The sequence below is a fragment of the Sphingomonas tabacisoli genome (assembly GCF_042678385.1).
Classification (GTDB): domain Bacteria; phylum Pseudomonadota; class Alphaproteobacteria; order Sphingomonadales; family Sphingomonadaceae; genus Sphingomonas_B; species Sphingomonas_B tabacisoli.
This window is the reverse complement of record NZ_JBHUDY010000001.1, coordinates 1,902,022-1,928,702: the sequence shown is the minus strand read 5'-3', so window position 1 is coordinate 1,928,702 and position 26,681 is coordinate 1,902,022. Positions and strand designations below refer to the sequence as shown.

The window sequence follows — 26,681 nt, the reverse complement described above, 5'->3', positions numbered from 1 at the left end:
GAGAACGAGTATGCGTAAACTGATTTTGGGCGCCGCGCTCGCGGCGGTGGCCGCGCCTGTGCCGGCTCTTGCCGATCCGCCGCCCTGGGCGCCGGCGCATGGCCGTCGCGCGCATGAGGAAGCGGCGCGTCAGCAATATTATCGCGGCGACAGCTATGCGGGCCCGACTTGGCAGGGCCGCGATGGGCGGACCTATTGCCGCCGCTCGAACGGCACCACCGGCCTGATCGTCGGTGCAGGCGCCGGCGCTCTGCTCGGCCGTGCGATCGACACGCATGGCAGCCGGACCACGGGCACGGTGCTTGGCGCTGCAGCCGGCGCGTTGCTCGGCCGCGAGGCCACCCGCAAGGTGCGGTGTAACTAGCCCTTCAACCCTCTCCCCACCGGGGAGAGGGTGGACGAGCAAAGCGAGGCCGGGAGAGGGGCAGAGTCGGCACGCAGGGTGACTGCCCCTCTCCCTGGCCGCTAAAGCGGCCGGCCCTCTCCCCGGCGGGGAGAGGGCTAGTTGCTACGCAGGTTCCAACTGCTTGCTGACCACTTCGTCGGCGAGTTTCCCGCTGATTTCCTGCAGATGATCGAACTCGGCGGTGTAGGTCGCGAGGCCCTGGCTCAGCGACCGCAGGTCCGCATCCAGGCCGCGCAGCGACGCTTCCGGCATCAGCGCCTCGACATGATCCCAGCGGTGCCAGCCGTCGCGCGGCTCCATGCCGAGCATCTGGCCGCGCCGTGACGAGACGGTCGAGGTGACGCGCGACGTCGCGGCGTTCGGCGCCGTGATCGTCACCTTGCAGATCGGCTCCAGCAGATAGGGCTGGGCAGCGGCGAGCGCTTCGCTCATCGCGATGCGGCCCGCCGTGCGGAACGCCAGCTCGGAGCTGTCGACCGAGTGGAAGCTGCCGTCGGTCAGCGTGACGGCGACATCGACCACCGGGAAACCGAGCGGGCCTTTTTCCATCGCATCCTTGATGCCGGCCTCGACCGCCGGGATGTACTGGCGCGGGATCGCACCGCCGGTGATCTTGTCCTCGAACACGAAGCCGGAGCCGCGGGGCAGGGGCCGCAGCTCGATCACGCAGTCGCCATACTGGCCGTGGCCGCCCGACTGTTTCTTGTGCCGCCCGCGCTGGGTCACCGACTTGCGGATCGATTCCTTGTAGCCGATCGTCGCGGGACGGGAGGTGACGTCGACGCCATAGCGGCGCTTCAGCCGCGCCAACACGACGTTCAGATGCTCGTCGCCCATGCCTTTCAGCAGGGTTTCGTGATGCACTTCGTCCTGTTCCCAGGAGAGCGAAGAATCCTCCTCGGTCAACTTGTGCAGCGCCGTCGATAGCTTCACGTCGTCGTTGCGGTTCTTGGGCGCGATCGCGATCACGGCATTGGCTGCGAGCCGCTCGATATCGGGCGGCGGGAAGGTCTTGCCCTTGGCGCTCAGCCACTGACCGGCCTGCGCGCCTTCCAGCTTGGCGATGGCGATCACGTCGCCCTGCTCGGCGCACGAAATCTTGGTGGTTTTCTCGCCCTGAAGGCGGAGCAGCGTGCCGATACGCGTCCCGTTCAGCTCCGCGCCTTCCTGCAGCGTGCCGCCAAAGACGCGCGTATAGGCGAGGCGGCCGATCTGATTGCCGTTCGAGACCTTGAATACGAACGCGCAGGCCTCGTCCGTGCCGAGGCGCAATGCCGCGCGGTCGGGCGCCGGCGCTTCGTGGCGGAGCGCCTTTAGCAGCCGCCGGACGCCGAAGCCGTTCAGCGCCGATCCGAACATCACCGGCACGCCCAGATGCTCGCCGGTTTCGCGGGCGAGGTCGGCCAGCACTGTTTTCTGGTCGGGCGTCTCGTCCATCAATAATTGTTCTAGGAGCGAATCGTCATGATCGGCGAGCTGTTCGAGCAAGTGCATCCGGTCGGCGACCTCGCGTTCCATCAGTTCGGCCGGAATCTCGGTGCGCTCGGAAGGCTTGCCGGGCACGTAATGGAAAGCGCGCTCCAGCCCGACATCGACGAAGCCGGTGATCCGGTCGCCTTCCCAGATGGGGATGTGCCGCGCGAGGAGGGGCTTGGCGGAAAGCGGCTGCAGCACTTCGAGAAGATCGCGCAGCCGCCCTCGCGCCTGGTCGATCTTGTTCACGAAAATGATGTGCGGAATGTCCATCGTCTCGAGCTGGCGGAGCGTCGGCTCGGCAAGCTGGGCGCGGCCCTGTTCCGGGTCGATCACCACCACCGCAAGGTCGCAGACCGCGAGGCCGAGCGCTCCATCGGCGACGAAGCCGACCGATCCGGGCGTGTCGACCAGCGCATAATGGTCGTCGAGATAATCGAAATGCATGACGTTCAGCTCGGTCGAGCCGCCGCGCGCGCGCGCTTCCGGGCAGGAATCGCCGATGCAGGTGCCGGCATCGACGCTGCCTTGTCGGCCTATGGCTCCAGCACAAAAAAGAAGGGCCTCGGCAAGGCTGGTCTTGCCAGCTCCGCCAGGCCCAACAAGCGCGATCGCGCGTGTGCCGTCCGATCTACCAGGCATGCTCGTCTCCTTCGTCTGCGCGAGCAGTCCGCGAAAGAGACGCGGCACATCTCGCGTCTGTGAGTCGAAGGCGCGATGGTCTGCCTGTGGATTGTTTCGGTCAAGCCCCGTCCGGCTAATCGGTTGCCCGGTTCATCGCTGTATCTTACATCGCGCGCGTATGAGCTCGACCAACGACATTCGCCGGACCTTTCTCGACTATTTCGAAGGCGAGGGGCATGCGCGCGTTCCGTCCGCGCCGCTGGTGCCGCACAACGATCCGACGCTGATGTTCGTGAATGCGGGCATGGTGCCGTTCAAGAACGTGTTCACCGGCCTCGAGACGCGGCCGTATTCGACCGCCGTCAGCTCGCAGAAGTGCGTGCGCGCGGGCGGCAAGCACAACGATCTCGACAATGTCGGTTATACGGCCAGGCATCATACCTTCTTCGAAATGCTGGGGAATTTTTCCTTCGGCGACTATTTCAAGGAACGGGCGATCGGCCTCGCCTGGAACCTGATCACGCGCGAGTACGGGATCGACAAGGACCGGTTGCTCGTCACCGTCTATCACACCGACGACGAGGCGTTCTCTCTGTGGAAGCGGATCGCGGGACTGCCCGACGACCGCATCATCCGCATCCCGACGAAGGACAATTTCTGGGCGATGGGCGACAATGGCCCGTGCGGCCCGTGCTCCGAAATCTTCTACGATCATGGCGCGCATATCCCCGGAGGCCCTCCCGGCAGCCCGGATGAGGACGGCGACAGGTTCACCGAGATCTGGAACCTCGTCTTCATGCAGTATGAGCAGGAAGCGAACGAGATCGTCCGCGACCTGCCGCGCCCATCGATCGACACCGGCATGGGTTTGGAGCGCATCGCCGCCGTGATGCAGGGCGTGCACGACAATTACGACACGGACACGTTCAAGGCGCTGATCGGGGCCAGCTCCGAGCTGACCCACACGCCCGCGGACGGCGAGCACAAGGCGTCGCATAGGGTGATCGCGGACCATCTGCGCGCCTCGGGTTTCCTCGTGGCGGACGGCGTGCTGCCGGCGAACGAGGGCCGCGGCTATGTGCTGCGCCGGATCATGCGGCGCGCGATGCGGCACGCGCACCTCATCGGCGCCAAGGAGCCGCTGATGCACCGACTGGTGCCATCGCTGGTGTCCGAAATGGGCGCGGCTTTCCCCGAGCTGGTGCGGGCGCAGCCGCTGATCGAAGCGACGTTGAAGCAGGAAGAGACGCGCTTCCGCCAGACGCTGGCGAATGGGCTGCGGCTGCTGGACGAAGCGACCGGCAACATGAAGGCGGGCGAGACGCTGCCGGGCGCGGTCGCGTTCAAGCTCTACGACACCTACGGCTTCCCCTATGATCTGACCGAGGACGCGCTTCGTGCGCAGGGCTTGAACGTCGACCGGCTGGGCTTCGACGAAGCGATGGCCGAGCAGAAGGCGGCGGCGCGCGCGGCATGGAAGGGATCGGGCGCGAAGGCGTCGGAAGAGGTGTGGTTCGACCTTGCCGAAGCGAACGGGTCGACGGAGTTCATCGGCTATACCGGCACCGAGGGCGAGGGCGAGGTGGTCGCCATCGTGCGCGACGGCGAGGCGGTTCACCATGCCTCGGCCGGCGAGAAGGTCGTGCTGTTGACCAACCAGACGCCATTTTATGCCGAAAGCGGCGGGCAGATGGGTGATTCCGGGATTGTCACCGGAGACAAAGGCTTGCGGGCCGTTGTTGAGGACACGTCGAAGCCGCTCGGGCGGCTTCACGCGCACCACATGGTGATCGAGAGCGGCGAAGTCGCCGTCGGCGATCCGGTGCATCTGGCGGTCGACGCCGAACGGCGCGACCGCATCCGGGCCAACCATTCAGCGACGCACCTGCTGCACGCGGCGCTGCGCAAGCGGTTGGGCGGGCATGTGACGCAGAAGGGATCGCTGGTCGCGGCCGATCGCTTCCGCTTCGACTTCTCGCATCCGCAGGCACTGACTGCCGATGAAATCGCCGCGGTCGAGGCCGATGTGAACGCGCAGATCCGGGCGAACGAGCTTGTCTCGACGCGGCTAATGACGCCCGACGACGCGATTGCGGCCGGCGCGATGGCGCTGTTCGGCGAAAAGTACGGCGACGAGGTGCGCGTGCTGTCGATGGGCCGCGACGCCTATTCCGTCGAGCTGTGCGGCGGCACGCATGTCAACGCCACGGGCGATATCGCGCTGTTGAAGATCGTCTCGGAAAGCGCGGTTTCCTCGGGCGTGCGGCGCATCGAGGCGCTGACCGGCGAGGCGGCGCGACTGTGGCTGAACGCGCGCGAGGAGCGGCTGCGCGAGGCGGCCTCAGCGCTGAAGGCTTCTCCGGAGGAAGTGCCGGCGCGCGTTACGGCATTGATTGAAGAGCGCCGGCGGCTCGAGCGCGAGCTGGCCGACGCCAAGAAAGCACTGGCGTTGGGCGGTGGCGGCAAAGCCGAGGCGGCCGGGCCGGAGCAGGTCGGCGGCCACGGCTTTATCGGCCAGGTGGTCGAAGGGCTCGATCCCAAGGGCCTGCGCGGCGCGGTCGACGAGCTGAAGGCGCGCGTGGGGTCAGGGGTGGCGGTGCTGGTCGCGGTCAATGACGGCCGTGCGTCCGTCGCGGTCGGCGTGACCGACGATCTTGCCGGGCAGCCGAGCGCGGTCGATCTCGTGAAGCGGGCAGTCGCGGAACTGGGCGGCCAAGGCGGCGGCGGCCGGCCGGACATGGCGCAGGGCGGCGGACCGGACGGCGCGAAGGCTGCCGATGCGGTCGCCGCGGTGAAGGCCGCGCTCGGCGAGATGGCTGAGGCGGCCTAAGTTCGGCTCAAACTCCGTCCAGCCTGAGCTTGTCGAAGGCCTGTTCTTGTTCTTTACGGGGCTCGAACAAGAAGGGCAGGGCTTCGACAAGCTCAGCCCGAACGGAGTGGGGTGAGGCTTGGGCGCAAAATCTACATACGACGCACTGATCGTCGGCGGCGGGCACAACGGTTTGACCTGCGCCTGGTATCTTGCGCGCGCCGGGCTGAAGGTGCTGATCGTCGAGCGCCGATCCATCGTCGGCGGTGCCGCGGTCACCGAAGAATTCCATCCCGGTTTCCGCAATTCGACGGCGAGCTACACGGTGAGCCTGCTCCAAGCGAAGGTGATCCGCGACATGCGGCTTGCGGATTGGGGGCTGCGGGTGGTGCACCGCCCGATCTCCAACTTTCTGCCGCTCGACGACAAAAATTATCTGAAGCTCGGAGGAGGACTGGAGCGGACCCAGGCCGAGTTCGCGAAATACTCCACGCGCGATGCCGAGGCGCTGCCGGCCTATTACGATTCGCTCGACCGGATCGCCGACGTGCTGCGCGACCTGGCGCTGCAGACGCCGCCGAACGCGGGCGGCGGCTGGAGCGAGCTGCTGCGCGGCATCTCGCCGGGGCGGCGGATGGCGAAGCTCGGTCTCGAAGGCCAACGCGACCTGCTCGACCTGTTCGTCAAATCGGCGCGGACGTTCCTCGACGGCTGGTTCGAGAGCGATCCGGTCAAGGCGGCGTTCGGCTTCGATGCGGTGGTCGGCAACTATGCCAGCCCGGACACGCCCGGCAGCGCGTATGTGCTGCTCCACCATGTGTTCGGCGAGGTGAACGGGGTGAAGGGCGCCTGGGGTCACGCGATCGGCGGCATGGGCGCGATCACCGGCGCGATGCGGCAGGCGTGCGAAGCGGCCGGCGTCGAGATCATGACCGATGCGCCGGTCGAGAAAGTGCTGGTCGATGCCGGCAAGGCGGTGGGCGTCGCGCTGGAGGACGGCCGCGAGCTCTTCGCCAAGCGGGTCGTGGCCAATGTCGGGCCGAAACTGCTTTACGGAAAGCTTGTCGATTCAAGCGACTTACCGCCAGACTTCGCGCGCCGGATCAAGAGCTACAAGGCGGGCTCCGGCACCTTCCGGATGAACGTCGCGCTGTCCGAGCTGCCGCGCTTTACTTGCCTGCCCGAGCCCGGCGAGCATCTGGCGAGCGGCATCGTGATCGCGCCGACGCTCGATTATATGGACCAGGCGTTCACCGACGCGCGCGCGTTCGGCTGGTCGAAAAAGCCGATCGTCGAGATGCTGATCCCGTCCACGCTTGACGATACGCTGGCGCCGAAGGGCGCGCATGTCGCGAGCTTGTTCTGCCAGCAATTCGCGCCCGAGCTGCCGGACGGGCGAAGCTGGGCCGACGAGCGCGAGAAGGCGGCGGACACGATCATCGACACGGTTGGTGCAATGGCGCCGGGGTTCAAGGCATCGGTCGTGGGGCGGCTGAGTCTCAGCCCGTTCGACCTGGAGGAGAGGTTCGGACTCGCGGGCGGTGACATCATGCATGGGCATATGTCGCTCGATCAGCTTTATTCGGCACGCCCGGTGCTTGGGAACGGCGCCTATGCCGGGCCGATCAAGGGCCTGTGGATGTGCGGCGCGGGCACGCATCCGGGCGGCGGCGTCACCGGTGCGCCTGGCCATAATTGCGCGCGGGAGATCATCCGGGCACATTAGCCCCAAAGGAGAGGGGCAATGGCGTACGCAGGCGGGCAGGGGCATTATGGCGACCTGCAGAACGCGATCTATGGCGCGGGGCTAAGCGGCATCCTGCCGACGGTTCCGGTCGATTTCGCCACCTTGGAGAAGCGCGCTCAGGCGGCGCTCCCGCCGCATGTGCTGAGCTATGTCCAGGGTGGCTGCGGCGACGAATGGACGCAGGATCAGAACGCCGCTGCCTTCCGCCACTGGGGCATGGTCCCGCGGATGATGGTCGACTGCACGAGGCGCGATCTGTCGACCGAGCTGTTCGGCCTCAAACTGCCGAGCCCGGTCTTCATGGCGCCGATCGGCGTGACGGGCATTATGACGCAGGACCTGCACGGCGATCTTGCCGCGGCGAAGGCGTCGGCGCTGACCGGCGTGCCGCTCTGCGCCTCGACGCTCTCCAACGACCCCCTTGAGAAAGTGGCGGCAGAGCAGGGCGATACTCCGGGTTTCTTCCAGCTCTATACGCCGCGAAACAAGGAGTTGGCCGAAAGCCTCGTCCGCCGTGCCGAGGCGGCCGGCTACAAGGCGATCATCGTCACGCTGGACACATGGGTGACGGGCTGGCGTCCGCGCGATCTGAACACGGCGAACTTCCCGCAGCTCCGCGGCGCGGTGCTGATGAACTATTTCAGCGACCCCGTCTTCCGCTCCGGTCTTGCGAAACCACCCGAGCAGGACCCGGTCGCGGCGATCCAGGCCTGGGCAGCGGTGTTCGGCAAGGTACTGACCTGGGACGACATGCCGTGGCTCCGGGGCATGACCAAGCTGCCGCTGGTGCTGAAAGGCATCTGCCACCCTGATGACGTGCGCCGCGCGATCGATCTGGGGGCGGACGGCATCTATTGCTCGAACCACGGCGGCCGCCAGGCCAATGGCGGGATCGCCGCGATCGACATGCTGCCGGGCGTGGTCGAGGCGGCGGGCAGCACGCCGGTGCTGTTCGATTCCGGCATCCGCTCCGGCACCGACGTCATCAAAGCGGTCGCCCTCGGCGCGCGGGCGGTCGGTGTTGGCCGGCCCTATTCCTACGGCCTCGCACTAGGCGGTGCGGAAGGCGCGGCCTCGGTGCTGCGCGCGATCCTCGCCGAAGCCGATCTGCTGATGGCGGTCAACGGCTATCCGACGTTGGACGCGGTGCGAGCCGCCGGCGCGCAGCGGACCTAGTTTCAGGCCGCTTTGGCCTCGTCCTGCTCCGCGTCGAAACGCTCGCGTGCCCGGTCGATCGTGTCGACGTGCTTCAGCGCCCAATCGGCGAGGCTGCCGACAGGCTCTCTCAGCGACCGGCCCATCTCGGTCAGCTCATAATCGACGCGCGGTGGAATGGTCGGGGTCACGGTACGGCTGACCAGGCCGTCGCGCTCCAGATTGCGCAGGGTGAGCGTCAGCATCCGTTGCGACACGCTCGGAATCTCGCGCCGTAACTCGCTGAATCGCTTGGTCCCGTCGCCGAGCGACATGACGACAAGCACGGTCCATTTATCGCCGACGCGCTGCAACAGGCTGCTGATCGTCCGACATGCCGGGCTGTGTGCATCCTTCATCGCTGGGCCTCCAGTTACCTCTGTGTGCCCTCGCCACAATCCTGTGCCTGCCGCACAAAAAAGTGCCTTCTTGCGAGGGGCCTGCCGGTGGTTATTTGAGGTGCCTCAGTATCGAATCAATACCAAGGAGGCAATAGTGACCATCTTGCACATCGACAGCAGCGTCATGGGCGAAAACAGCGTGACGCGGATCATCAGCCAGTCCGCGGTGGACCAGCTCAAGGCAACGCGGCCGGGCGGAACCGTCGTCCGCCGCGACCTCGCAACCGATCCCATTCCGCACTTCACGCCCGAGGCCTTTGCCGACAGCACCGTCGTGGACGAGTTCCTGGCTGCCGAAGTGGTCGTAATAGGCGCGCCGATGTACAATTTCGGCATCGCGTCGCAGCTGAAGGCGTGGATCGATCGCATCGCGGTCGCGGGCAAGACGTTCCGCTATACCGAGCAGGGCCCCGAAGGGCTTGCCGGCGGCAAGAAGGTGGTGATCGCCTCGGCGCGCGGCGGATTCTATGGGCCGGACACGGCGATGGCGGCGTTCGACCACCAGGAGAACTATCTGCGCAACGTCTTCGGCTTTCTGGGCGTGACCGACGTGACGTTCGTCCGCGCCGAAGGGGTCGCGATGGGTCCCGATGCGCGGGATGCCGCGGTCGAGACGGCCAAGGCGGAGGCGTTGAAGCTCGCAGCCTGACCGCGACCAGCTTGCCGCGCGGTTCGATACTGCGCGGCGGGCGCTGGATTAAACCCGGTCGATCGTTCAGATCGCATGGGCATGCACCGCGAGTCCGATCCGTTGCTCGACATGCTCGGCATTCGCCTGCCGATCATCCAGGCGCCGATGGCGGGCGTTTCCACGCCCGCCATGGCTGCCGCAGTGACGCAGGCCGGCGGCGTGGGTTCGCTCGGCGTCGGGGCGACGGACGCCGATGGCGCGCGGCGCATGATCGCCGATGTTCGCGCGCTGAGCTCCGGCCCCGTCAACATCAACGTTTTCTGCCATGCGCCGGCCATTGCCGATGCGGCAGTCGAGGCGGCGTGGATCGAGCGGTTCCGGCCGCAATTCGCCGCGCTGGACTTCCAGCCGCCTGCTGCGCTCACTGAAATCTACCAGAGCTTCGTCGAGGACGAAGCGATGTATGCGATGCTGCTCGAGGAACGCCCGGCGGTGGTCAGTTTCCATTTCGGCCTGCCGCGTCAGGACTGGATCGACACGCTGAAAGCCAGAGGCATCGTGTTGCTCGCGTCGGCGACCAATCTCGATGAGGCGCGCGCCGTCGACGCCGCCGGCATTCACGCCGTGATCGCGCAAGGGTGGGAAGCGGGCGGCCATCGCGGCACGTTCGATCTGCAAGCGCGCGACGATCAGATCGGTACACTCGCGCTGACCCGCCTTCTTGTCCGCGAACTCCACGTGCCGGTGATCGCCGCGGGCGGCATCATGGACGGCGCGGGAGTCGCGGCGACATTGAAGCTTGGCGCTGCCGCCGCTCTGCTCGGCACCGCATTCATCGCGTGCGACGAAAGCCAGGCCGACGCGGGCTACCGCGCCGCGCTCGCCGGCGACGCTGCTCATCACACGGTTATGACTCGCGCTATTTCCGGTCGGCCGGCTCGGTGTCTCCCCAATCGCTTCACTGCGGCGGGAGCCAACATCCCCGATGCGGAGGTTCCGAGCTATCCCCGCGCCTACGATCTGGGGAAGGCGCTGCACGCTGCAGGCAAGGCGAAGGGCGAGTTCGGCTTCGGTGCGCAATGGGCGGGTCAGGGCGCGCCCCTGTCGCGGTCGATGTCTGCAAGGCAGTTGGTCGAGACGCTGGCCGCCGAGTTGAACGAGGCGGATCGAAGGGAGCGCGCATGAACACCGAGCCGCTGTTTGAGCTTCGCTTGAGTGTCCCGGTCGTTCAGGCGCCTGGCGGCCCCGCCGGATACGAGCGCCGTCTGGGTCTGATCGACGGCGGCCGCTTTGAGGGAGAAAACCTGTCCGGCATCGTGCTCCCGGGCGGAAACGATCTGCAGACGATCCGAAGCGACGGTGCGGTTCTGATCGACGCGCGCGTCGTGCTGCAAACGAATGACGGCGCGGCGATCGCCATGATCTACACTGGCATCCGGCATGGGCCAAGCGACGTCATGGCCCGCATTGCCGCCGGCGAAGATGTCGATCCGGCATCCTATTATTTCCGCGTCACGGCGACGTTCGCCACATCCGATTCGCGCTATGCATGGCTCAACACGATCATCGCCGTGGGAAGCGGCAGGCGGCTTCCCGACGGGCCGGTCTATTCGCTGCATCGATTGGCCTGAACCGCGACCCCGCGCTATTCGCCTTTCGGACAAGGCTCGTGGACAGCGAGGTCTCGCTCCGCCCCTTGGCGGCAGCCAAAAGCTGCTATGGTGAAGCAGAGGTCTTGAATGAGCAGCCGAGCGGAACAGGACTACGAGTTCAAGCCGCACGAGCGGCCGATGATGCTCGGCTCCCCTTTCAGCCCCGACCATCCGCTGGCCCGGCGCTGGGCGTATGTCTTCATTTCCATCCTATGCGGCCTGACCGGCGGGCTCGGCAACGCGCTCATCACTGCCAACCTCGCTTACGTGCAGGGTTCGCTCGGCCTCTACAGCGACGAAGCAGCATGGCTGCCGGCCGCGTATGTTGCCGCAAACGTCTGCGCGAACCTCGTGCTGGTGAAGACGCGCCAGCAATATGGGCTACAGCCATTCGTTCGCTGGATGCTGGTTGCCTATGCGCTGATGACCCTCGGTCATCTGTTCGTGCACGGTTTCTGGACGGCGGTACTGATCCGCCTCGCGAGCGGCATCGCTGCCAGCGGCCTGACAACCATGTGCCTGCTCGCGTTCATGCAGGCTTTGCCGCCGCCCAAGCGCCTGGTGGGCGTCATGCTCGGCATCAGCATCCCCCAACTCGCCATTCCCATCGCACGCGTTCTGGCGCCGTCGATGCTCGAATGGGGCGACTGGCGCATGACCTATTATTTCGAGCTCGGTCTCGCGCTCGCCTGCCTGGCCGCGCTGATGATCCTGCCGCTGCCGCCCAGCGAACGCGACAAAGTGTTCGAGCGCACCGACCTGCTGACGGTGGCGCTGTTCTTTCCCGGCATCGCCTGCCTGTGCGCCGTGCTGGGATTGGGGCGGATCGTGTGGTGGACCGACACGCCGTGGATCGCCTACGCAACGATCGCCGCGATCGTGCTGATCGCCGCCGCCCTTGTGATAGAGCATTACCGGGCCAATCCGCTGCTCCACACGCGCTGGCTTGCCCGACGCGAGATCGTGCGACTGGCGCTCGTGGCGAGCGCGGTGCGCATCCTGGTTTCGGAACAGACCTTCGGCTCGATCGGCCTGCTGCAAACGGTCGGCATGGGTATCGACCAGTTCCGTATGCTCTATCTGGTGGTCCTGATCGCGTCGATCGCGGGAATGGCGGTCGCCGTGCTTACGTTCAATCCTGCCATTCCGGGCAGGGCGATCCGCATCGCCTGCGTCTGCATCGCTGTCGGCGCGTTCATCGACGCGGGCGCAACCAACCTGACGAGACCCGAAAACTTCTACATCAGCCAAGGGCTGATCGGGTTCGGGGCGCTGCTGTTTGTCGGTCCGGCGATGGTCATCGGCATTTCCCGCACGCTGCTTTCCGGCCCGCAGCATTTCATCACCTGGGTCATACTGTTCAACATCACCCAGAATATCGGTGGCCAGTTTGGCGCGGCGTTTTTCGGGACATTCCAGACGATCCGGGAGAAATTCCATTCGCACGAGCTGGTGCAGCAGATTGTGCTGACCGACCCGCTGGTCGCGCAGCGTGTCGCCGGTACGACACGTTCGATGGGCGGCGTCATCGCGGATCCGACGCTGCGGGGGGCGGAAGGAACCGTTCTGCTTGGCCAGCAGGTCGCGCGGGAGGCGAACATCCTTGCCTATAACGACGTGTTCATGCTGATCGGCGTGCTCGCTTGCCTCGCGTTCATTTGGGGCCTGCTGATTCAGTTTCGCATCTGGCGGTTCAGGGAGCCGTCGCCGATCGTTCAACTGGCGGAACGGCAGGCTGCCGCCGCGAAACAACAGATGGGGGCGCAGTGACGGATACGGCAGCTCAGGACCAACCAGCCCCCGCGCCATCGCGCCCTGTTTTCTGGCGCCCGCCCGCGAAGGACCGGCGCGCTCTGATCGTTATCGTGCTGCTGATCGTCGCGGCGATCCTGGCCATTCTCTACGCCTGGCAGCTCTGGCCGTTCGGGGGCTCTGCCGAGCAGACCGACAATGCCTATGTGCGCGGCAAGACGACGATCATCAGCCCGCAGGTCTCCGGCTACGTCGTTGCCGTGCCGGTGCACGATTTCCAGCAGGTCAAGGCAGGCGAGGTGCTGGTCCGCATCGAGGACAGCATCTATCGCGCGAAGGTCGATCAGGCGAAAGCGAGCGTGCTGACGCAGATCGCCAATCTGCAGAACTCGGCGCAGGCGCAGCGTTCGCGCGAGGCGAGCGAGCTGGCGCAGGACGCGGCGATCGCCAACGCAAAGGCGCAATTGCTCCGTGCCCAGGCCGATATGCGCCGGGTGAACGCGTTGGTGTCGGACGGGTCCGTGTCGCAGCGCGAAGCGGACCAGACGCGCGCCGCGCTCCGCCAGGCCCAGGCGCAGGTTCGTCAGGCCAATGCGGCGCGCGAGATCGCACGTCAGGACGTGCGCACCGTAACGGTCGGGCGGGGCGGGCTGTCGGCAGCGGTTGAAGCGGCAAAGGCACAGGTAAATCTCGCCCAGATCGACCTGGACCATAGCGTCATCCGCGCGCCCGAGGACGGTCAATTGAGCGAAGTCGGCGTGCGCGTCGGCCAGCTCGTCAGCGCCGGCACGCAGCTCATGTTCCTGGTGCCGCGCCAGCTCTGGGTCATCGCCAACTTCAAGGAAGCGCAGACCCGCGACATGCGCGTCGGCCAGCGCGCCACATTCAAAGTCGATGCCTTGGGCGACGCCAAGCTGTCCGGCCGCGTCGAAAGCCTTGCGCCGGCCGCCGGCTCCGAATTCTCGGTGCTGAAGCCCGACAACGCCACCGGCAATTTCGTGAAGGTGGCGCAGAGGATCGCGGTTCGCATTGCGATCGACCCGGGGCAAAGCCTCGCCGCGCGGCTACGGCCGGGCATGTCGGTGGTCGCGCGCATCCATACCGGCAAGTGACGATGAGGGCCTGGCCTCTTTCGATCGCGCTGCTCGCGAGCGCCTGCACCGGCCCTGCGACCCAGACCGCCGCGGTGCCGCCGCTCGCGCCCGCCGGGGCGTGGCGAACCGATCTTGGTCCGACCGCGCCGATCGAGCGCGACTGGTGGCGGGCGTTCGGTGACCCGGAGCTGATCCGGCTGGTCGAGCGGGCGCTTGCCAACAACACCGATCTGGGCATCGCAGCGGCACGCGTGCGCGATGCGCGGGCACAGGAGCTTGCGGCGCGCGCCCAGTTGCTGCCGACGCTCGATCTGAGCGGCGGCTTTGCCCACTCGCGGAGCGTCAATGCATTCGGCCGGCCCAGCGTGCAGACCGCGCTTCAGCCGCAGTTCGTCGCTTCTTACGAAGTCGATCTGTTCGGGAGGTTGGAGGATCAAGTGGCAGCGGCCCGGTCGGGCGTGAGCGCCAGCCAGGCGGCGCGCGACGCCGCCGCGCTTGGCGTCGCCTCGGCGACGGCCAGCGGCTATGTGACGCTGCTCGCGCTCGATGCCCGGCTGCAGATCACGCGCGAAACGCTGACCGCGCGGGACGAAGCGATGCGGATCGCCCGCTCGCGCGCTCGGGAAGGCTATTCGCCCATCCTCGAGCAGCGCCAGGCCGAAGCCGAATACGAGGCGACCGCGCAGCTGATTCCGCAGCTCCAACTTGCGATCGCCCGGCAGGAAGATGCGCTGAGCCTGCTGACCGGCGACACGGCGCATAGGATCGCTCGGGGCGTAGCGTTCAACGTCCTGCGCGAGCCGGCGATTCCCGAAGGGCTGCCTTCGGACCTGCTGCGCCGCCGCCCCGATGTCGCCCAGGCCGAGTATCAGCTCGCCGCGACCGACGCGTCTTTGTCCGCCGCACGCAAGCGCTTCCTGCCCCAATTGCGGCTGAGCGGCAGCGCCGGCGCCGCCATCTCGACTTTGCTTGCCGATCCGATCGCGATCTGGTCGCTCGGCGGCAGCGTGCTCGCGCCGCTGTTCGAAGGCGACCGGCTGAGGGCGCAGGCTGAAAGCGCGGCAGCCCAGCGCGACGTCGCTGCTTTCACTTATCGCCGGACCGCGCTGACGGCTTTCCGCGAGGTGGAGGACAATCTGGCGGCAGTGCAGCGCCTGTCCCAGCAGCTCGATCATCTGCAGGCGCAGCGCGCTGCGCTCGCCGAGGGGCTGAGGCTGGCGACCAATCGCTACCGCGCCGGCTATTCAACCTATCTTGAACAGCTGGACGCGCAACGCGGCCTGCTCAGCGCCGAACTGTCCCTGATCCAGACCCGAGCCGACGAGTTAGCCGCGCGCATCGCGCTGTATCAGGCGATGGGTGGAGGGTGGCAGGCGCCGGGCTGAAGACGAGTTGCCCGATGCAACTCAACATGCGTCCTTTGCATTTGCTATTATTGTGCAGCGCAGCATAACTGAAGCCGCCGCGGTAGGAGAGGTGCCTGTCTGGTCCTTTGATGAAAGGATTAGGACCATGTCTCTCAGTTCCGTTGCTTTGGTGGCCCTTGCTGCTGCGTCTCCTTCCGTCGAATCCGGGGAGCAGAGCTTCACGCGAGACGGCGTCACCTACATCTACACCGCTCGGGAATCGGGCCCGTCCACGATCCTTAATGGCCGGGTAAAGGGCGGTTCGACATTTCGTTACGTCGTCCGTAACGGCTATGTGACAGGCTATTTCGGCATGACTCCGGTGTCGTTCCGGGCCGAACCTGCGAAGAAACCGCGGGTCGAGGTCGTCAGCCGCTAAGGAACGCCAAACGCAATCTTCCACCCCTGAATCAGCAAGGGCGGCCCCATGGGGACCGCCCTTGTCGTTTTCCGGCAGTAAGCCTTAGCGCTTCGAGAACTGGAAGCTGCGGCGGGCCTTGGCGCGGCCGTACTTCTTGCGTTCCACGACGCGCGGGTCGCGGGTCAGGAAGCCGGCGGCCTTCACGGCCGAGCGGAGCTTCGGCTCGTAGCGGCTGAGCGCCTGCGCGATGCCGTGCTTGACCGCACCGGCCTGGCCCGAAAGGCCGCCACCCTTCACGGTCGCGATCACGTCATACTGCTCGCGGCGCTCGGCGACGTCGAACGGCTGGTTGATGACCAGGCGCAGCGTCGGGCGGGCGAAATAGACTTCCTGATCGCGGCCATTGACGACGATCTTGCCGCTGCCGGGCTTCAACCAGACGCGAGCTACCGCATCCTTGCGGCGGCCGGTCGCATAGGCGCGGCCGAACTTATCGAGCTGCTGCTCGCGGAGCGGCGCCGAAGGCTGCTGCGCGACCGGAGCGGCGGTTTCGCCACCGGCCGGAGCGGCCGCGGCGGGCTCGATGCCCTGGGTGATGTTGCCGAGATCGGCGAGGGACTGACGCGTGTCGGACATTATGCGCCCACCTTGTTCTTGCGGTTCATCGAGGCGACGTCGAGCACCTCGGGGTTCTGGGCCTCGTGGTCGTGCTCCGCGCCGGCGAAAATGCGCAGGTTGCGCATCTGCTGGCGGCCAAGCGGACCGCGCGGGATCATGCGCTCGATCGCTTTTTCGAGCACGCGTTCGGGGAAGCGCCCTTCCAGCACCTTGCCCGCGGTGATTTCCTTCAAGCCGCCGGGGTAACCCGTGTGCTTGTAGTAGAGCTTGTCCTGCAGCTTGTTGCCGGTGAAGCGCACCTTGCCGGCATTGACGATGATGACGTTGTCGCCACAATCGATGTGCGGGGTGAAGCTCGGCTTGTGCTTGCCGCGTAGGATGTTGGCGACGATCGAGGCAAGGCGCCCGACCACCAGACCATCGGCATCGATCAGATGCCATTTCTTCTCGACCGTCGCCGGCGTCGCCGACTTGGTCGTCTTCATGAGCGCCTTCATGGCTACCTCGGTTGCTGTAAAACGAATGACGCCGCCCAATGCGGGGCGGCGCTTCTGGCGGGCATTTGCGAGGGGAGGGTGCAAAAGTCAAGCAAAACAGGGCAATTCGCGACGGGTAAAATAATACCGTGCTTCAATCCGGCTTATTGCCGTCCATCCAATTTTGATCGCTTGGCCCCATAGCGCAGCTCGATTTCCGCCGCCATAAAGCTTGCATGATCAAAGCCCTGCTGCTCGCCACCCTCGCGCTCGCACCGCTCGCCGCCTCCGCCCAGACGCCGCCCATGATGCCCGACACGGTGCCGGAATATGAGCGTGTCCGTCCGCAGGCCGATTATATCCGCCGCGAAGTGATGATCCCGATGCGCGACGGGGTGAAGCTCTACACGGTCATCGTCATGCGCAAGGGCATGAAGAACGGCCCCATCCTGCTCAGCCGCACGCCTTACGACGCGAGTGCGGCGACCTGGCGAATCCCGAGCCAGCACATCGAGGACATCCTGCCGGTGATGGACAGGGAGTTCGTCAACGACGGCTATATCCGCGTCTATCAGGACGTGCGCGGCCTCCATAAGTCCGAAGGCGATTATGTGATGAACCGCCCCTTGCGCGGGCCGCTTAACGATACGCCGGTCGACCATGCCACCGACACCTACGACACGATCGATTGGCTGGTGAAGAATGTGCCGGAATCGAACGGCAAGGTCGGCATTACGGGCTCATCCTATCTCGGTTTTACCTCGCTGATGGCGCTGATCGATCCGCATCCGGCGCTGAAGGCCGCAGTGCCGCAAAGCCCTATGGTGGATGGCTGGATGGGCGATGACTGGTTTCACAATGGCGCCTTCCGTCTGAACAGCTTCGACTATTTCACCGGGCAGATGGCGAAGAAGAACGACGGCGCCATCCCCCACGGCAATGGCGACGACTATACGACCTATCTGGAGGCAGGCTCCGCCGGCGATTTCGCCCGCGCCTATGGCCTCGATGCCTTCGCCGTCACCCGCAAGTTCATGGAGCATCCGGCGTACGACAGCTATTGGCAGAACCAGGCGGTCGACAAGCTGCTCGCCGCGCGCAAGCTGACCGTGCCGACGATGCTGGTCGTCGGCCAATGGGACCAGGAAGACAGCTATGGCGCGCCGGCGGTCTATCGGGCGCTGGAGCCGCAGGACAAAAGCAACGACATGGTATCGCTGGTGATCGGCCCCTGGCGGCACAGCGGCGTCAATTACGAGGCGCGAGAGCTCGGGCCGGTGAAGCTGCGCGGCGATACCGGGCTGGAATTCCGCACCACGGTGATGAAGCCGTTCCTCGATCGCTATCTGAAGGACGGCGCGCCGCAGACGCCGACCCCGCCGACCTTCACCTACGCAACCGGCATCGACCAATGGCAGGTGCGCCCCACCTGGCCGGCGGGCACGATGAAGCCGGTCTATCTGCAGAAAAGCTTTGCGCTTTCATGGTCGAAGCCGGACGGCGGGTCCGACGCCTATGTCTCCGATCCGGCCAATCCAGTGCCGTTTGAGCCGCGGCCGGTGCATTTCAAGGACAGCGATGCCTGGCGAACCTGGCTGGTGCACGATCAGCGCTTCGTCGAGGGGCGGCCGGACGTGCTGACCTACAGCTCCGCGCCGCTCGACAAGCCAGTGCACATCATGGGCGCGCCGAAAGTCGATCTATGGGCAGCGACCAGCGGCACGGACAGCGATTGGGTAGTGAAGCTGATCGACGTCGCGCCCGACGGCTCCGAACTGCCGATCGGCATCGAGATCTTCCGCGGCCGCTATGTCCGCAGCTTCGAAAAGCCGGAAGCGCTGAAGCCCGGGCGGGCGGAAAACTACAAATGGTCGCTGCCCAATGTGAACCATGTGTTCCTCGCCGGCCACCGTATGATGGTGCAGGTGCAGTCGACCCTGTTCCCGCTCTACGACCGCAATCCGCAGACCTATGTCGCCAACATCTTCAACGCGAAGCCAGGCGACTATCGGAAAGCGACCCAGACAATCTATCACGACGCCGCGCACCCGAGCGCGGTGTGGCTGCCGGTCGCGGAGAACTGACCGGCGTCAGGCGAAGGCCCAGCGCAAGGTCCGCGCGACGCCGCTGGTGCCGGCGCGGACCAGCGGCGCCAGCGGTCCGGGCCCGCTCAGTCCGTGCATGCGCCGCGCCCAGTCGGGCAGCAGATCGACCGCCGCCTGCATGGTAAGTTTGTGCAGGGGCTCGGCGCTCGGCTTGTGCGCCGGGGAGTCGAGCACCAGCCCTGCGACCTCGCGCGTGCGGGCGTCGACGCCCAGCTCCGGCCGCATTTCCTCGATCAGTCGCTGCGCCTCGACCTGGCTGCGCGGCACCGGATCGGCGCCCAGCGCTTCGCCCAGCCGCGCCATTTCGGCGAAATAGCGGTCGCGATCAGCGGCGGGCATGCGTGGCTCGGCATATCGGATCCAGCCGGCGAGGAAGCTCGACGCTTCCGTCACATGCACCCAGGCGAGCAGCCGCGGATCGTCGGCGCGATAGGAGCTGCCGTCGGGCAGAACGCCGCCGACCTGCGCGTGGATCGAGCGCACGCGCGCGATCGCTGCTTCGGCGTCTTCGCCGCCGCCATAGCTAGTCAGAGCGATGAACCGCGCGGTGCGGCGCAGCCGGCCCAGCATGTCGTCGCGAAAGTTCGAATGATCCCACACGCCGGCCAGCACCGCCGGGTGCAGCATTTGCAGCAGCAGGCCGGAGATGCCGCCGACCATCATCGCGGTCACGTCGCCATGCACGCGCCAGACGACGGATTGCGGCCCGAACAGCCCGTCCGGACGCCGCTGCACCGGCTTCTGACCCTTGGCGCGATCGTTGAAGATCGACACCACTTCCGAAGCGATGCGCCGCTTCAGCGGCCGCAGGAACGGCAGCGCGTCGGGATCAGCATGGGGATAACGGACAGACACGCCATAGACATAAGGCTCAAACCGCCGCTTGCCAGCACCGCCTGCCGCTGTTAAGCGCGCCCCTCGCCTCACGGGCCGCTTTAGCTCAGTTGGTAGAGCATCGCATTCGTAATGCGGGGGTCGCAGGTTCGAGTCCTGCAAGCGGCACCAGAGAATCCAGCAAGATCAAGCACTTAAGCCGGGACGAAGGTCGTCCTTGGCTTTATTATAGTGCCTATTATAGTCCGATTCCTTAGGGCAATGTCGCTCATCAGTAAATCGGACTATGCATCTCAAAACGCAATCAATCAAAATTCGGAAAGGGCTGTACCTTTACAAGCAGCCACAAAGCAAAGGGCGAGGAAGTCCAAACTGGTATGCCCGAGTTTATCTTCATATCAACGGACGCCCTGCGCAGACCAAAAGCTCAGGTACTACGGACGAAAGGGCTGCAGCTCGCTTTGCGGAGGACTATTACATCGAATGCCTGTTCCAGCGGAAGCTGGCGGAGCAGGGCTTTCATTCACCAATCGGCATCAAAGCGGCTCCGGTTCATAGGTTCGACCGGATCGCTGATCGATTCTTGGAAAAGTGCTTAGCCGATGCTGGCAGCGATGATCGTGCGATTAGAAGGGCAAGGGACCACAAGGCGGCCCTGCTGGGCCGCGGTGGCCTAGCCGTTCACTTCAAGGACAAGGACGTCAACAGCATCCAGACGGCGGAGATCAGAGACTATCTAGCCTTTCAGGTCGAGATGAGCCGAGATGGGGAGCTTGCACCAGCTACTCAGAAGCGGACACTCTCGTCCCTCAGCCAGGTACTCAAATTCGCCCATGAGCAACGGCACCTCAGCTCACTGCCTCGATTGCCGGGCATAAAGTTGCAGGACAACCCTCGTCCATGGCTGGAGAAGCAGGAGTATCAGAGGCTGTACCGTACTGCCTATGGGTTGGCCCATGGAGCTAGACGGCGTGGAGCTGTCGAGGAGTTTCGTTATTGGCAGGAGCTTGGCGACTTCATTGTTTTCATGGTCGGTTCCTATCTTCGTCCGAGCGAGTGGAAGGACCTGCGGCACCAGCATGTGGAGCCCTTCGACGACGGCAAGAACCGAGGTCTCATCCTCAAGGTCAGCGCTGGCAAGACCGGCTACCGTGAGTCAGTAACCATGCCTGCGCTGGTGGGGGTGTACGAGCGTATCACCGCCAGAGTCGGACCCAAGCCAACCACTCACCTTTTCGTGCCGCAGTATCAGAACCGACAAACGGCAATGAAGCAGATGCGACTGCGCTTCAATGAATTGCTCGATCGGACCGGACTTCGGACCAATATCGATGGGCTGGATCGAACCATGTACAGCCTACGGCATACGGCGCTCATGCTGAGGATCACCCATAGCGACAGACTGGACAGCTTCATCCTTGCCCGGAACGCCGGGACCAGCGTTGAGATGCTCAGCCGCTTTTATCTAAAGCGGCTCAATAACCGCCTTTCAATTGAGGATCTTCAAAGCTTTAGACGGAGGTAATGGGTGCTCGCCCTCCCTTCTAACATGGAGGGGGGCGGGAATCCTGCATCACGGGCGGAACATCGGGGAAGAGGTGCTCTATACTAGAGCCAACATACTCCGATGGATCTAAACGCTTGGCGTTCTTGGCCCTTGCCGCTTCCTGCTGCTGCATCTTACGCTTCGTCGACCTCTTCTCCTGTTCCTCAGACCGCTTAAGGGCTTCAGCCACTCGAACGACTAGCTTAGGGTCCGACAGGTAAGCCGTAGCCCTAGATAGGCGGCGCATACTCTGCCCCTTCTCGAATTCTACGTGAGCGAGAATTAGAACCAGATCACCAGGATCAGCCTCGTCCCCTATGTCGAAGTCAATCAACGGATCGTCTTCTTGCTGTTTGAAGTGGGACTTGAGCTCCGTCATTCGGGCCTCGAGCTGCCGCTTTTCCTCTTTGGCTCTGGCTTCGTCGGGAGGAAGGCTCCGACCTGCCCCTGCAACTCCGCCGACTTGTTCAAGCCAGGCAATGAAGTCGACCCGAGTTCGCTTCACGTGCTGTGCCGCAGCGGCCCTGAGGGCCTTCAGCCATTGGCTCTTTGTGACCTTCTGTTTCTTCCCTAATCCAAGGAGGAGGGTAACCAGTAGGTCATCGGGCTCCTTCTGTCTTGGAAACCAGCGTTTGTTCGCCTGCACTGAAGGAAGGGCACACACTTCGTTGATCAGCTCGGCTTTGGCGGCCTTAATTGTCTCGAAGCGGGGCAGAGATTCATACAAGGACCCAAGCAAGTTCCATAATTTGGATTGCGACTGTCCGAATGCTTGACCGTAATCATCGAACTGCCCCTTGATCGAGGCCAGCAATACGGCAGGGGCTTGCTCGTCTTGTGCAAGCGGAGTCAGCGTCGGCAGGATGCTTGCGAGAGAAACCGGCTTCTCGACAGTCTTTGCAATCACTTCGGTATTCATGTTTGCCTCACATTAACGATGGAGGCGAACTCATATACACATATCAGAAGGCTGATCTACAACGATAAAATAAAATCAATTAGTGAGTCAAAGCATTGCGCCGCCTTATGAATCCCGATCAGTTGCACTTATGCTACTCAATTTTAGCGGCTGTTTGGCCCGAGCTTGCTCTAAATGCCGGAAAGCGCCGCTAGTGATTCGCTCCACCGGCGGGCCTGTCGTTCAACCTTTGAACCGAGAATCCGCCGAAAGTCTGGCTTCAAATGGGACTGAGGCAGCTCGGAGCGGAGGCTCTGATCAATCGCCGAGCGAGGCTGATATCAATCGTAGAAGCTCGTCGGCGGGCAACTCCAGCGCCCGGGCGATCATCACAAACTCAAGGATATCGAGCCTCCGCTCTAACAGCTCGATCTTATTCACGAAGGATGGTGGCTTCTGAAGCCGGCGGGCGAGTTCCCTTTGGGAGACGTTGTGCTCCGTACGGACTGCCTTAAGAGCCGCTATGAGGTGTCTGTATTGGGGCGATGCCACCCAACTGCGCTGCACCGGATGCCCCCTTGTGTTGAGGGGCAGGTCATTATAGCCCAACAACAATGTCCCCGTTTTGGGGACGGAAGAGGTTGAGTTGACCTCAACAGGGGAGTGAGAAGCATGAAGACTGGATCACCCAGATTGCTCTTCCTTATAGCTGCTGCATTGGCTGGCTCGGCATCGCCCGCATCCGCTGCGCCGTCATTGCTGCAGGATGGAACGTTTCTTCAACCGATAGGAACAGGCCCTAACCTCACGCCGTGGTCGGACTGGACGAGCGCTGGGGTGACCCAGAGTACGGCACCGGGCATTCCCGGCAACTACGCCATATTGCCGAAGGGGGCCGACCTCTTCCAGCGGTTCACGGCATCAACGCCCGGAGTTTACCGGCTGTCTTTCCTCGTGCAAAATCCGATGGCTTGGTCGGCAGAGATGATCACCGACGTTCAGGAACCGCTGGGCTTCGGCTGGCACCTCTTGGATAAGGTGCTCGATCTACCCGCAAACAGCGGCTGGATCAGAGAGAGCATCACGTTTGTGTTCAACAAGCCGGCGGGCACTCCGAGCGAGTTCTATTTCTCGAACTCGTATAATTATCCAGACGCGAACAGAGGGTTTGGGAACTCAATCAATCCGAGCGGTACGTTCCTGTGGGTCGCCGACGTTTCGCTGACACGCGTACCGGAACCCGCAACCTGGGCGATGATGATCGGAGGTCTTGGCTTGGTGGGAAGTGCAATTCGGCGCCGGGGGATGAAGCTCGCTTCCGGCTGATCCGTCAAATTGCAGGTTGAACGGCAACGTCCGCAATCGGTGAAAACCGCTTTCACCACAGCCGCTTTGATCTGAGCACCGATGATCTAGAAGAGACAGCGCGGACGATCTGTACTGCATAAGGTTCGCGCGCGGGCGGGGCGGGCAAGCGATCTTTCGCCTTACGGGCATTAGGGTCATCATCGCACGTGGCTGGTCCCCCCTGCTCGCAGACTGTCATCATTGCAATTCCTCAAGCTTCGGCGGAGGTTATGCGCCGGGGGAGGCGCACGATGCGAGTCGCTCGAAAAGCCGTTTGCAAGCTTGTTGGGCCGATTGCGTGTGCATTAGGGTTACTGGCCGGATCATACACGTTGGCGGCCCCGCAAAAGCCCGAAAGACCAATGCGGGGCGCTGGAGATGAGGCCGATCTGCCGCCGGATGCGTCTGATGCCGGACTTGTGAAGCTATATGGGTTCTACCGGAGCGGCCAATACCTAAAGGCCGTCGAAGTCGGCCGTCCGTTGGTCAAAAGGTTGGAGGCCCAATATGGGCCTGCTGACAAGAAGACTCTGAAGGCGGAGATGAAGCTCGCTCAGTCCCTCTACAACGAAGGGGCCCTACCTGAAGCCGAGCAAATACTACTTAAAGCGAGCCGAGACGAAGGAAAGCTGCGGGGGCTCCCGCCCGGAGCTCTCATCGACCCGTATGCGGATCTTCTGGCTTTTATTTACGAGGACACCGGTCGAGAAAACCAAGCTGAGCGGATTTTGCTTGCTCTGCACGCATACAGCATCAAGCAACATGGTGAAACCAGCCGTCAATCAAATGACACTTTAGGGTCGCTGTCTTCATTTTATATAAACACGCAACAGGTTGATGCCGCGGAAAGATTTACTGCGCTCCTTATGAGGAGTAACGAAATAGTATATAATGTGCGCTTCTGCGCTGACTTCAACAAGGTAGCCGATGTTGCCTTGCTGAAGCATGACTTGGAAAGAGCTGAGAATTGGTATAAGGAATCGCTAAAATGCTTCCGAGAGGTCGACGAGTTTGACAGCCGTACACGTCTAACGGTTCAGCACAACTACGCATTCTTCTTGCAAGAGACCGGACGCTTATCTCAAGCCGATACGATCCTTAGGGATGTGCTCTCCACTTCTGCGAAGCGCTATGGCGAAGATGACGTCGACACAGCATATTACAAGGGCTCTTTGGGACGACTGCTGCTTCGGGAAGGGCGGCCGGCCGAGGCGATACCACTACTGCGCCACGCGCTCAGCGACCGATTAAATCGGTACGGGCCTACTTATTACGAGACGCTGAGGTTCCGTGCGCAGCTCGTCCGTGCGGAAACGCAGCTCGGTCAGGACGAACAAGCGCGCTCAGATATCGCAGCCGCACTGTCGTCGCTGGGGCAACTTGCTGGAAAGCCCAACGACGCTGCGGAATTGTTCTCTTCTGTGGCGCAGTTCATGCGTGAGAGAGCGCATGATACGGATCGCGCAATATTTTTTCTCAAGCAGGCGGTTAACAGCAATGAGCTGATCCGCAGCAGCAGCCGCTCAGGCCAACCAACTCCGGGCATCGATACTCGACGGATCGGCGACTATGAAACTCTTCAAGAGCTCCTGATTGAGCGCGGTCGGTTCCTTGAAGCTGAGCAAGTGGGGCGTTTACTCAAGGCCGACGAGTTCAGGTTACTGGTTCGCGGAGCGCCACAAACCGGCACGACCGAGATCGCTCTGTCGGCCCACGAGAAAGCATGGATCGCTCAGCTTGACGCGTGGCGGTCTCGGCCCAGCAAAGTCCAGGAGGAGCTTGCGTCGTTACAATCCGAAGCAACTGATGATCCGGCCCGAGCGGCGAAGCTCGCTGACCTGCAGAAGCTCTCGGACAGCGCCTATGCAACATACAAAGGAGAGATTGAGACTTGGCTCTCTGATGTAAAAGCCATGCCTGGTGCCGGAGCTCGCGACGAGGCATTAGCTCTTCAGGTTGACAGTGGTGAGCGGCTGCAGTCGCTGCTGACCGAGGCCGGACCCCGTACAGTCCTTCTGCAGATTGTAGCGCTGCCAAAAAGCCTCCACTTTTTCCTGACTACGCCCACTACCTTTAAGCACGTTGCATTGCCGGTCTCGCGCGAAAGCGTCTTTCAGACGATTGCAGAGGCACGCTCAGAGATTGATCGTTATCGAACCGTCAGCGATAGCGAACTGGCCCAGCACGAAACTCAGGCCAAGTCGAAGCTGAACCGTCTTTACGACTTGCTATTTAAGCCCATCCGGCAGGACGTAGATGATTCTCGCGCCGATACTATCTTGCTCAACCTTCAGGGCCAGCTGCGCTATGCGCCCTTCGCCGCACTATATGACGGGTCTGCCTATCTTGTATCCCGCTACGCCTCGGCCTTCTACACGCCGGCTGTCCAAACTAGATTTGAGTCCCCTGTCGCGCCAACAGCAGAAGCTTCCGGCTTCGGCGTCAGTCGCCCGTTGGACGGACTGCCAGCATTACCAGCAGTGAAACAGGAGCTCGATACGCTGTTGGGTGCAACCAATGGAGTGCTCCGTGGGCAAGCGGCACTGGATGGAGAATTCACTTTAAGCGCGCTTGAGAACTCGCTCGCTCAGCCCAAGCCCGTGCTCCACCTTGCCAGCCACTTCATCTTGCTGCCTGGCGCTGAGTCAAGTTCGTTTCTGCTCTTGGGCGACGGCCAGAAACTGACTTTGACGGAGATCAATCGTTCGCCGCGCTTGCGCTTCCGTGGTATCGAACTGGTAACTCTATCGGCCTGTGAAACGGCAGTAGGGGGTGAGGGCACCGGCGTAGAAATAGAAGGATTGGGCGCGCTCGTTCAAAATAAGGGGGCCAAAAGTGTGCTCGCCAGCTTGTGGAGCGTAGCGGACAAGGCGTCACCCGCCCTGATGGCAGACTTTTATACCACATTAAAAGAAGGCCACGTGGGAAAGGCAGAGGCGTTACGGCGGGCTCAGGTCAAGATGCTATCTTCGATTGACCAGAGCGATCCGTTCCTCTGGGCGCCATTTATCCTCATGGGAAATCCTCGCTAGTTTAAGGCTGCCAGTTGTCCGCTGTGGTTCGAAACCGGACGTGCGCTCTCGAACCGCACTCTAGCGGTTCAAACTTTGAACCATTCAATCGGAAGAATGCGACATTGACCGGGGGGCGCAGTTGCGAGCGCCGAGGGGTGCGCCAAGTGGCTCGATGCCAATTGGTCTCTGACGCAGAGCGGCGAGGTTGCGCTGTTTGCTGCCGCTCCGACCTAGCAGTGGTCGGCTATCACGGGTAGGTAGTATGTCCCGGCGTTCATGTTAGTCTTTTAGGC

General features: G+C 63.5%; 22 protein-coding genes and 1 tRNA gene. 16 read left to right on the top strand and 7 right to left on the bottom strand.

From position 1 onward, the window contains the following. Positions 1-10 precede the first annotated feature (10 nt). On the top strand, positions 11-364 hold the full coding sequence (locus tag ACFSCW_RS09840) for a glycine zipper 2TM domain-containing protein (RefSeq protein WP_380888777.1): 354 nt from the start codon (positions 11-13) through the stop codon (positions 362-364). Between the two features lie 144 nt (positions 365-508). On the opposite strand, the gene ACFSCW_RS09835 is transcribed toward ACFSCW_RS09840, so the two are convergent. Beyond that, the gene (locus tag ACFSCW_RS09835) at positions 509-2,521 is read right to left on the bottom strand and encodes an elongation factor G (protein ID WP_380888775.1); all 2,013 of its coding nucleotides are present in this window, start codon (positions 2,519-2,521) and stop codon (positions 509-511) included. A gap of 160 nt (positions 2,522-2,681) precedes the next feature. Here ACFSCW_RS09835 and alaS point away from each other — a divergent pair, with 160 nt between their 5' ends. The 3 genes from alaS to ACFSCW_RS09820 all read left to right on the top strand — a co-directional run bounded on the left by alaS (position 2,682) and on the right by ACFSCW_RS09820 (position 8,235). After that, positions 2,682-5,333, top strand: a complete 2,652-nt coding sequence (alaS, locus tag ACFSCW_RS09830; RefSeq protein WP_380888774.1) for an alanine--tRNA ligase — start codon at positions 2,682-2,684, stop codon at positions 5,331-5,333. 118 nt (positions 5,334-5,451) lie between these two features. After that, positions 5,452-7,038 (top strand): phytoene desaturase family protein, encoded by a 1,587-nt coding sequence (locus tag ACFSCW_RS09825; RefSeq protein WP_380888772.1) that lies wholly within the window; start codon positions 5,452-5,454, stop codon positions 7,036-7,038. 18 nt (positions 7,039-7,056) lie between these two features. Continuing rightward, positions 7,057-8,235 (top strand): alpha-hydroxy-acid oxidizing protein, encoded by a 1,179-nt coding sequence (locus ACFSCW_RS09820; protein WP_380888771.1) that lies wholly within the window; start codon positions 7,057-7,059, stop codon positions 8,233-8,235. 2 nt (positions 8,236-8,237) lie between these two features. Here the strand turns inward: ACFSCW_RS09820 and ACFSCW_RS09815 are convergent, their stop codons facing one another. Next, positions 8,238-8,612, bottom strand: coding sequence for a winged helix-turn-helix transcriptional regulator (locus ACFSCW_RS09815; RefSeq protein WP_380888769.1), 375 nt, complete (start codon positions 8,610-8,612; stop codon positions 8,238-8,240). A gap of 136 nt (positions 8,613-8,748) precedes the next feature. On the opposite strand from ACFSCW_RS09815, the gene ACFSCW_RS09810 reads away from it, so the two are divergent. The 7 genes from ACFSCW_RS09810 (at position 8,749) to ACFSCW_RS09780 (ending at position 15,568) form a co-directional block, all read left to right on the top strand. Continuing rightward, positions 8,749-9,303 carry an FMN-dependent NADH-azoreductase gene (locus ACFSCW_RS09810; protein WP_380888768.1) on the top strand — a complete coding sequence of 185 codons (555 nt, stop codon included), beginning with the start codon at positions 8,749-8,751 and terminating at the stop codon, positions 9,301-9,303. An 81-nt stretch (positions 9,304-9,384) separates the two neighbouring features. Further along, positions 9,385-10,470 carry an NAD(P)H-dependent flavin oxidoreductase gene (locus ACFSCW_RS09805; RefSeq protein WP_380888766.1) on the top strand — a complete coding sequence of 362 codons (1,086 nt, stop codon included), beginning with the start codon at positions 9,385-9,387 and terminating at the stop codon, positions 10,468-10,470. Then, positions 10,467-10,916 (top strand): DUF3237 domain-containing protein, encoded by a 450-nt coding sequence (locus tag ACFSCW_RS09800; RefSeq protein ID WP_380888764.1) that lies wholly within the window; start codon positions 10,467-10,469, stop codon positions 10,914-10,916. Before ACFSCW_RS09805 ends, ACFSCW_RS09800 begins: the two co-directional genes overlap by 4 nt. 108 nt (positions 10,917-11,024) lie before the next feature. After that, the gene (locus ACFSCW_RS09795; protein WP_380888762.1) at positions 11,025-12,707 is read left to right on the top strand and encodes an MFS transporter; all 1,683 of its coding nucleotides are present in this window, start codon (positions 11,025-11,027) and stop codon (positions 12,705-12,707) included. After that, entirely contained in the window at positions 12,704-13,801 is a 1,098-nt protein-coding gene (locus ACFSCW_RS09790; protein WP_380888760.1) for an HlyD family secretion protein, read from the top strand. The genes ACFSCW_RS09795 and ACFSCW_RS09790 overlap by 4 nt, the downstream gene beginning before the upstream one ends. 2 nt (positions 13,802-13,803) lie before the next feature. Continuing rightward, positions 13,804-15,168: an efflux transporter outer membrane subunit gene (locus tag ACFSCW_RS09785; protein WP_380888758.1), complete on the top strand. Its 1,365-nt coding sequence runs from the start codon at positions 13,804-13,806 to the stop codon at positions 15,166-15,168. 127 nt (positions 15,169-15,295) lie between these two features. Continuing rightward, on the top strand, positions 15,296-15,568 hold the full coding sequence (locus ACFSCW_RS09780; protein ID WP_380888757.1) for a hypothetical protein: 273 nt from the start codon (positions 15,296-15,298) through the stop codon (positions 15,566-15,568). Between the two features lie 84 nt (positions 15,569-15,652). Here ACFSCW_RS09780 and rpsI read toward each other — a convergent pair whose 3' ends face one another. Then, the gene (rpsI, locus tag ACFSCW_RS09775) at positions 15,653-16,186 is read right to left on the bottom strand and encodes a 30S ribosomal protein S9 (protein ID WP_380888756.1); all 534 of its coding nucleotides are present in this window, start codon (positions 16,184-16,186) and stop codon (positions 15,653-15,655) included. Next, positions 16,186-16,665, bottom strand: coding sequence for a 50S ribosomal protein L13 (gene rplM, locus ACFSCW_RS09770; protein ID WP_380888755.1), 480 nt, complete (start codon positions 16,663-16,665; stop codon positions 16,186-16,188). The genes rpsI and rplM overlap by 1 nt, the downstream gene beginning before the upstream one ends. A gap of 215 nt (positions 16,666-16,880) precedes the next feature. Between rplM and ACFSCW_RS09765 the strand changes: the two genes are divergently transcribed. Further along, on the top strand, positions 16,881-18,728 hold the full coding sequence (locus ACFSCW_RS09765) for a CocE/NonD family hydrolase (RefSeq protein WP_380888754.1): 1,848 nt from the start codon (positions 16,881-16,883) through the stop codon (positions 18,726-18,728). Positions 18,729-18,734: 6 nt separating this feature from the next. Here the strand turns inward: ACFSCW_RS09765 and ACFSCW_RS09760 are convergent, their stop codons facing one another. After that, positions 18,735-19,604, bottom strand: a complete 870-nt coding sequence (locus ACFSCW_RS09760) for an oxygenase MpaB family protein (protein WP_380888752.1) — start codon at positions 19,602-19,604, stop codon at positions 18,735-18,737. A gap of 74 nt (positions 19,605-19,678) precedes the next feature. Here ACFSCW_RS09760 and ACFSCW_RS09755 point away from each other — a divergent pair. Next, positions 19,679-19,754 (top strand) — tRNA-Thr (locus ACFSCW_RS09755). 115 nt (positions 19,755-19,869) lie between these two features. Then, positions 19,870-21,108 (top strand): tyrosine-type recombinase/integrase, encoded by a 1,239-nt coding sequence (locus tag ACFSCW_RS09750; RefSeq protein ID WP_380888751.1) that lies wholly within the window; start codon positions 19,870-19,872, stop codon positions 21,106-21,108. Between the two features lie 19 nt (positions 21,109-21,127). Here ACFSCW_RS09750 and ACFSCW_RS09745 read toward each other — a convergent pair whose 3' ends face one another. Further along, positions 21,128-22,048 carry a hypothetical protein gene (locus ACFSCW_RS09745; RefSeq protein WP_380888749.1) on the bottom strand — a complete coding sequence of 307 codons (921 nt, stop codon included), beginning with the start codon at positions 22,046-22,048 and terminating at the stop codon, positions 21,128-21,130. A gap of 297 nt (positions 22,049-22,345) precedes the next feature. Then, entirely contained in the window at positions 22,346-22,594 is a 249-nt protein-coding gene (locus tag ACFSCW_RS09740; RefSeq protein WP_380888748.1) for a helix-turn-helix domain-containing protein, read from the bottom strand. 105 nt (positions 22,595-22,699) lie between these two features. On the opposite strand from ACFSCW_RS09740, the gene ACFSCW_RS09735 reads away from it, so the two are divergent. Beyond that, a complete protein-coding gene (locus ACFSCW_RS09735; RefSeq protein WP_380888746.1) occupies positions 22,700-23,353 on the top strand; it encodes a PEPxxWA-CTERM sorting domain-containing protein in 654 nt (217 codons plus the stop codon). A 353-nt stretch (positions 23,354-23,706) separates the two neighbouring features. Next, entirely contained in the window at positions 23,707-26,406 is a 2,700-nt protein-coding gene (locus ACFSCW_RS09730; RefSeq protein ID WP_380888745.1) for a CHAT domain-containing protein, read from the top strand. The last annotated feature ends 275 nt before the right edge of the window (positions 26,407-26,681 follow it).

Coding starts and splice junctions, on each gene's coding strand:
- ACFSCW_RS09835 (WP_380888775.1), bottom strand. CDS start 2,521: ATGCCTGGTAGATCGGACGGCACACGCGCGATCGCGCTTGTTGGGCCT.
- ACFSCW_RS09780 (WP_380888757.1), top strand. CDS start 15,296: ATGTCTCTCAGTTCCGTTGCTTTGGTGGCCCTTGCTGCTGCGTCTCCT.
- ACFSCW_RS09795 (WP_380888762.1), top strand. CDS start 11,025: ATGAGCAGCCGAGCGGAACAGGACTACGAGTTCAAGCCGCACGAGCGG.
- rplM (WP_380888755.1), bottom strand. CDS start 16,665: ATGAAGGCGCTCATGAAGACGACCAAGTCGGCGACGCCGGCGACGGTC.
- ACFSCW_RS09840 (WP_380888777.1), top strand. CDS start 11: ATGCGTAAACTGATTTTGGGCGCCGCGCTCGCGGCGGTGGCCGCGCCT.
- rpsI (WP_380888756.1), bottom strand. CDS start 16,186: ATGTCCGACACGCGTCAGTCCCTCGCCGATCTCGGCAACATCACCCAG.
- alaS (WP_380888774.1), top strand. CDS start 2,682: ATGAGCTCGACCAACGACATTCGCCGGACCTTTCTCGACTATTTCGAA.
- ACFSCW_RS09820 (WP_380888771.1), top strand. CDS start 7,057: ATGGCGTACGCAGGCGGGCAGGGGCATTATGGCGACCTGCAGAACGCG.
- ACFSCW_RS09800 (WP_380888764.1), top strand. CDS start 10,467: ATGAACACCGAGCCGCTGTTTGAGCTTCGCTTGAGTGTCCCGGTCGTT.
- ACFSCW_RS09815 (WP_380888769.1), bottom strand. CDS start 8,612: ATGAAGGATGCACACAGCCCGGCATGTCGGACGATCAGCAGCCTGTTG.
- ACFSCW_RS09735 (WP_380888746.1), top strand. CDS start 22,700: ATGAAGACTGGATCACCCAGATTGCTCTTCCTTATAGCTGCTGCATTG.
- ACFSCW_RS09750 (WP_380888751.1), top strand. CDS start 19,870: ATGCATCTCAAAACGCAATCAATCAAAATTCGGAAAGGGCTGTACCTT.
- ACFSCW_RS09785 (WP_380888758.1), top strand. CDS start 13,804: ATGAGGGCCTGGCCTCTTTCGATCGCGCTGCTCGCGAGCGCCTGCACC.
- ACFSCW_RS09765 (WP_380888754.1), top strand. CDS start 16,881: ATGATCAAAGCCCTGCTGCTCGCCACCCTCGCGCTCGCACCGCTCGCC.
- ACFSCW_RS09805 (WP_380888766.1), top strand. CDS start 9,385: ATGCACCGCGAGTCCGATCCGTTGCTCGACATGCTCGGCATTCGCCTG.
- ACFSCW_RS09745 (WP_380888749.1), bottom strand. CDS start 22,048: ATGAATACCGAAGTGATTGCAAAGACTGTCGAGAAGCCGGTTTCTCTC.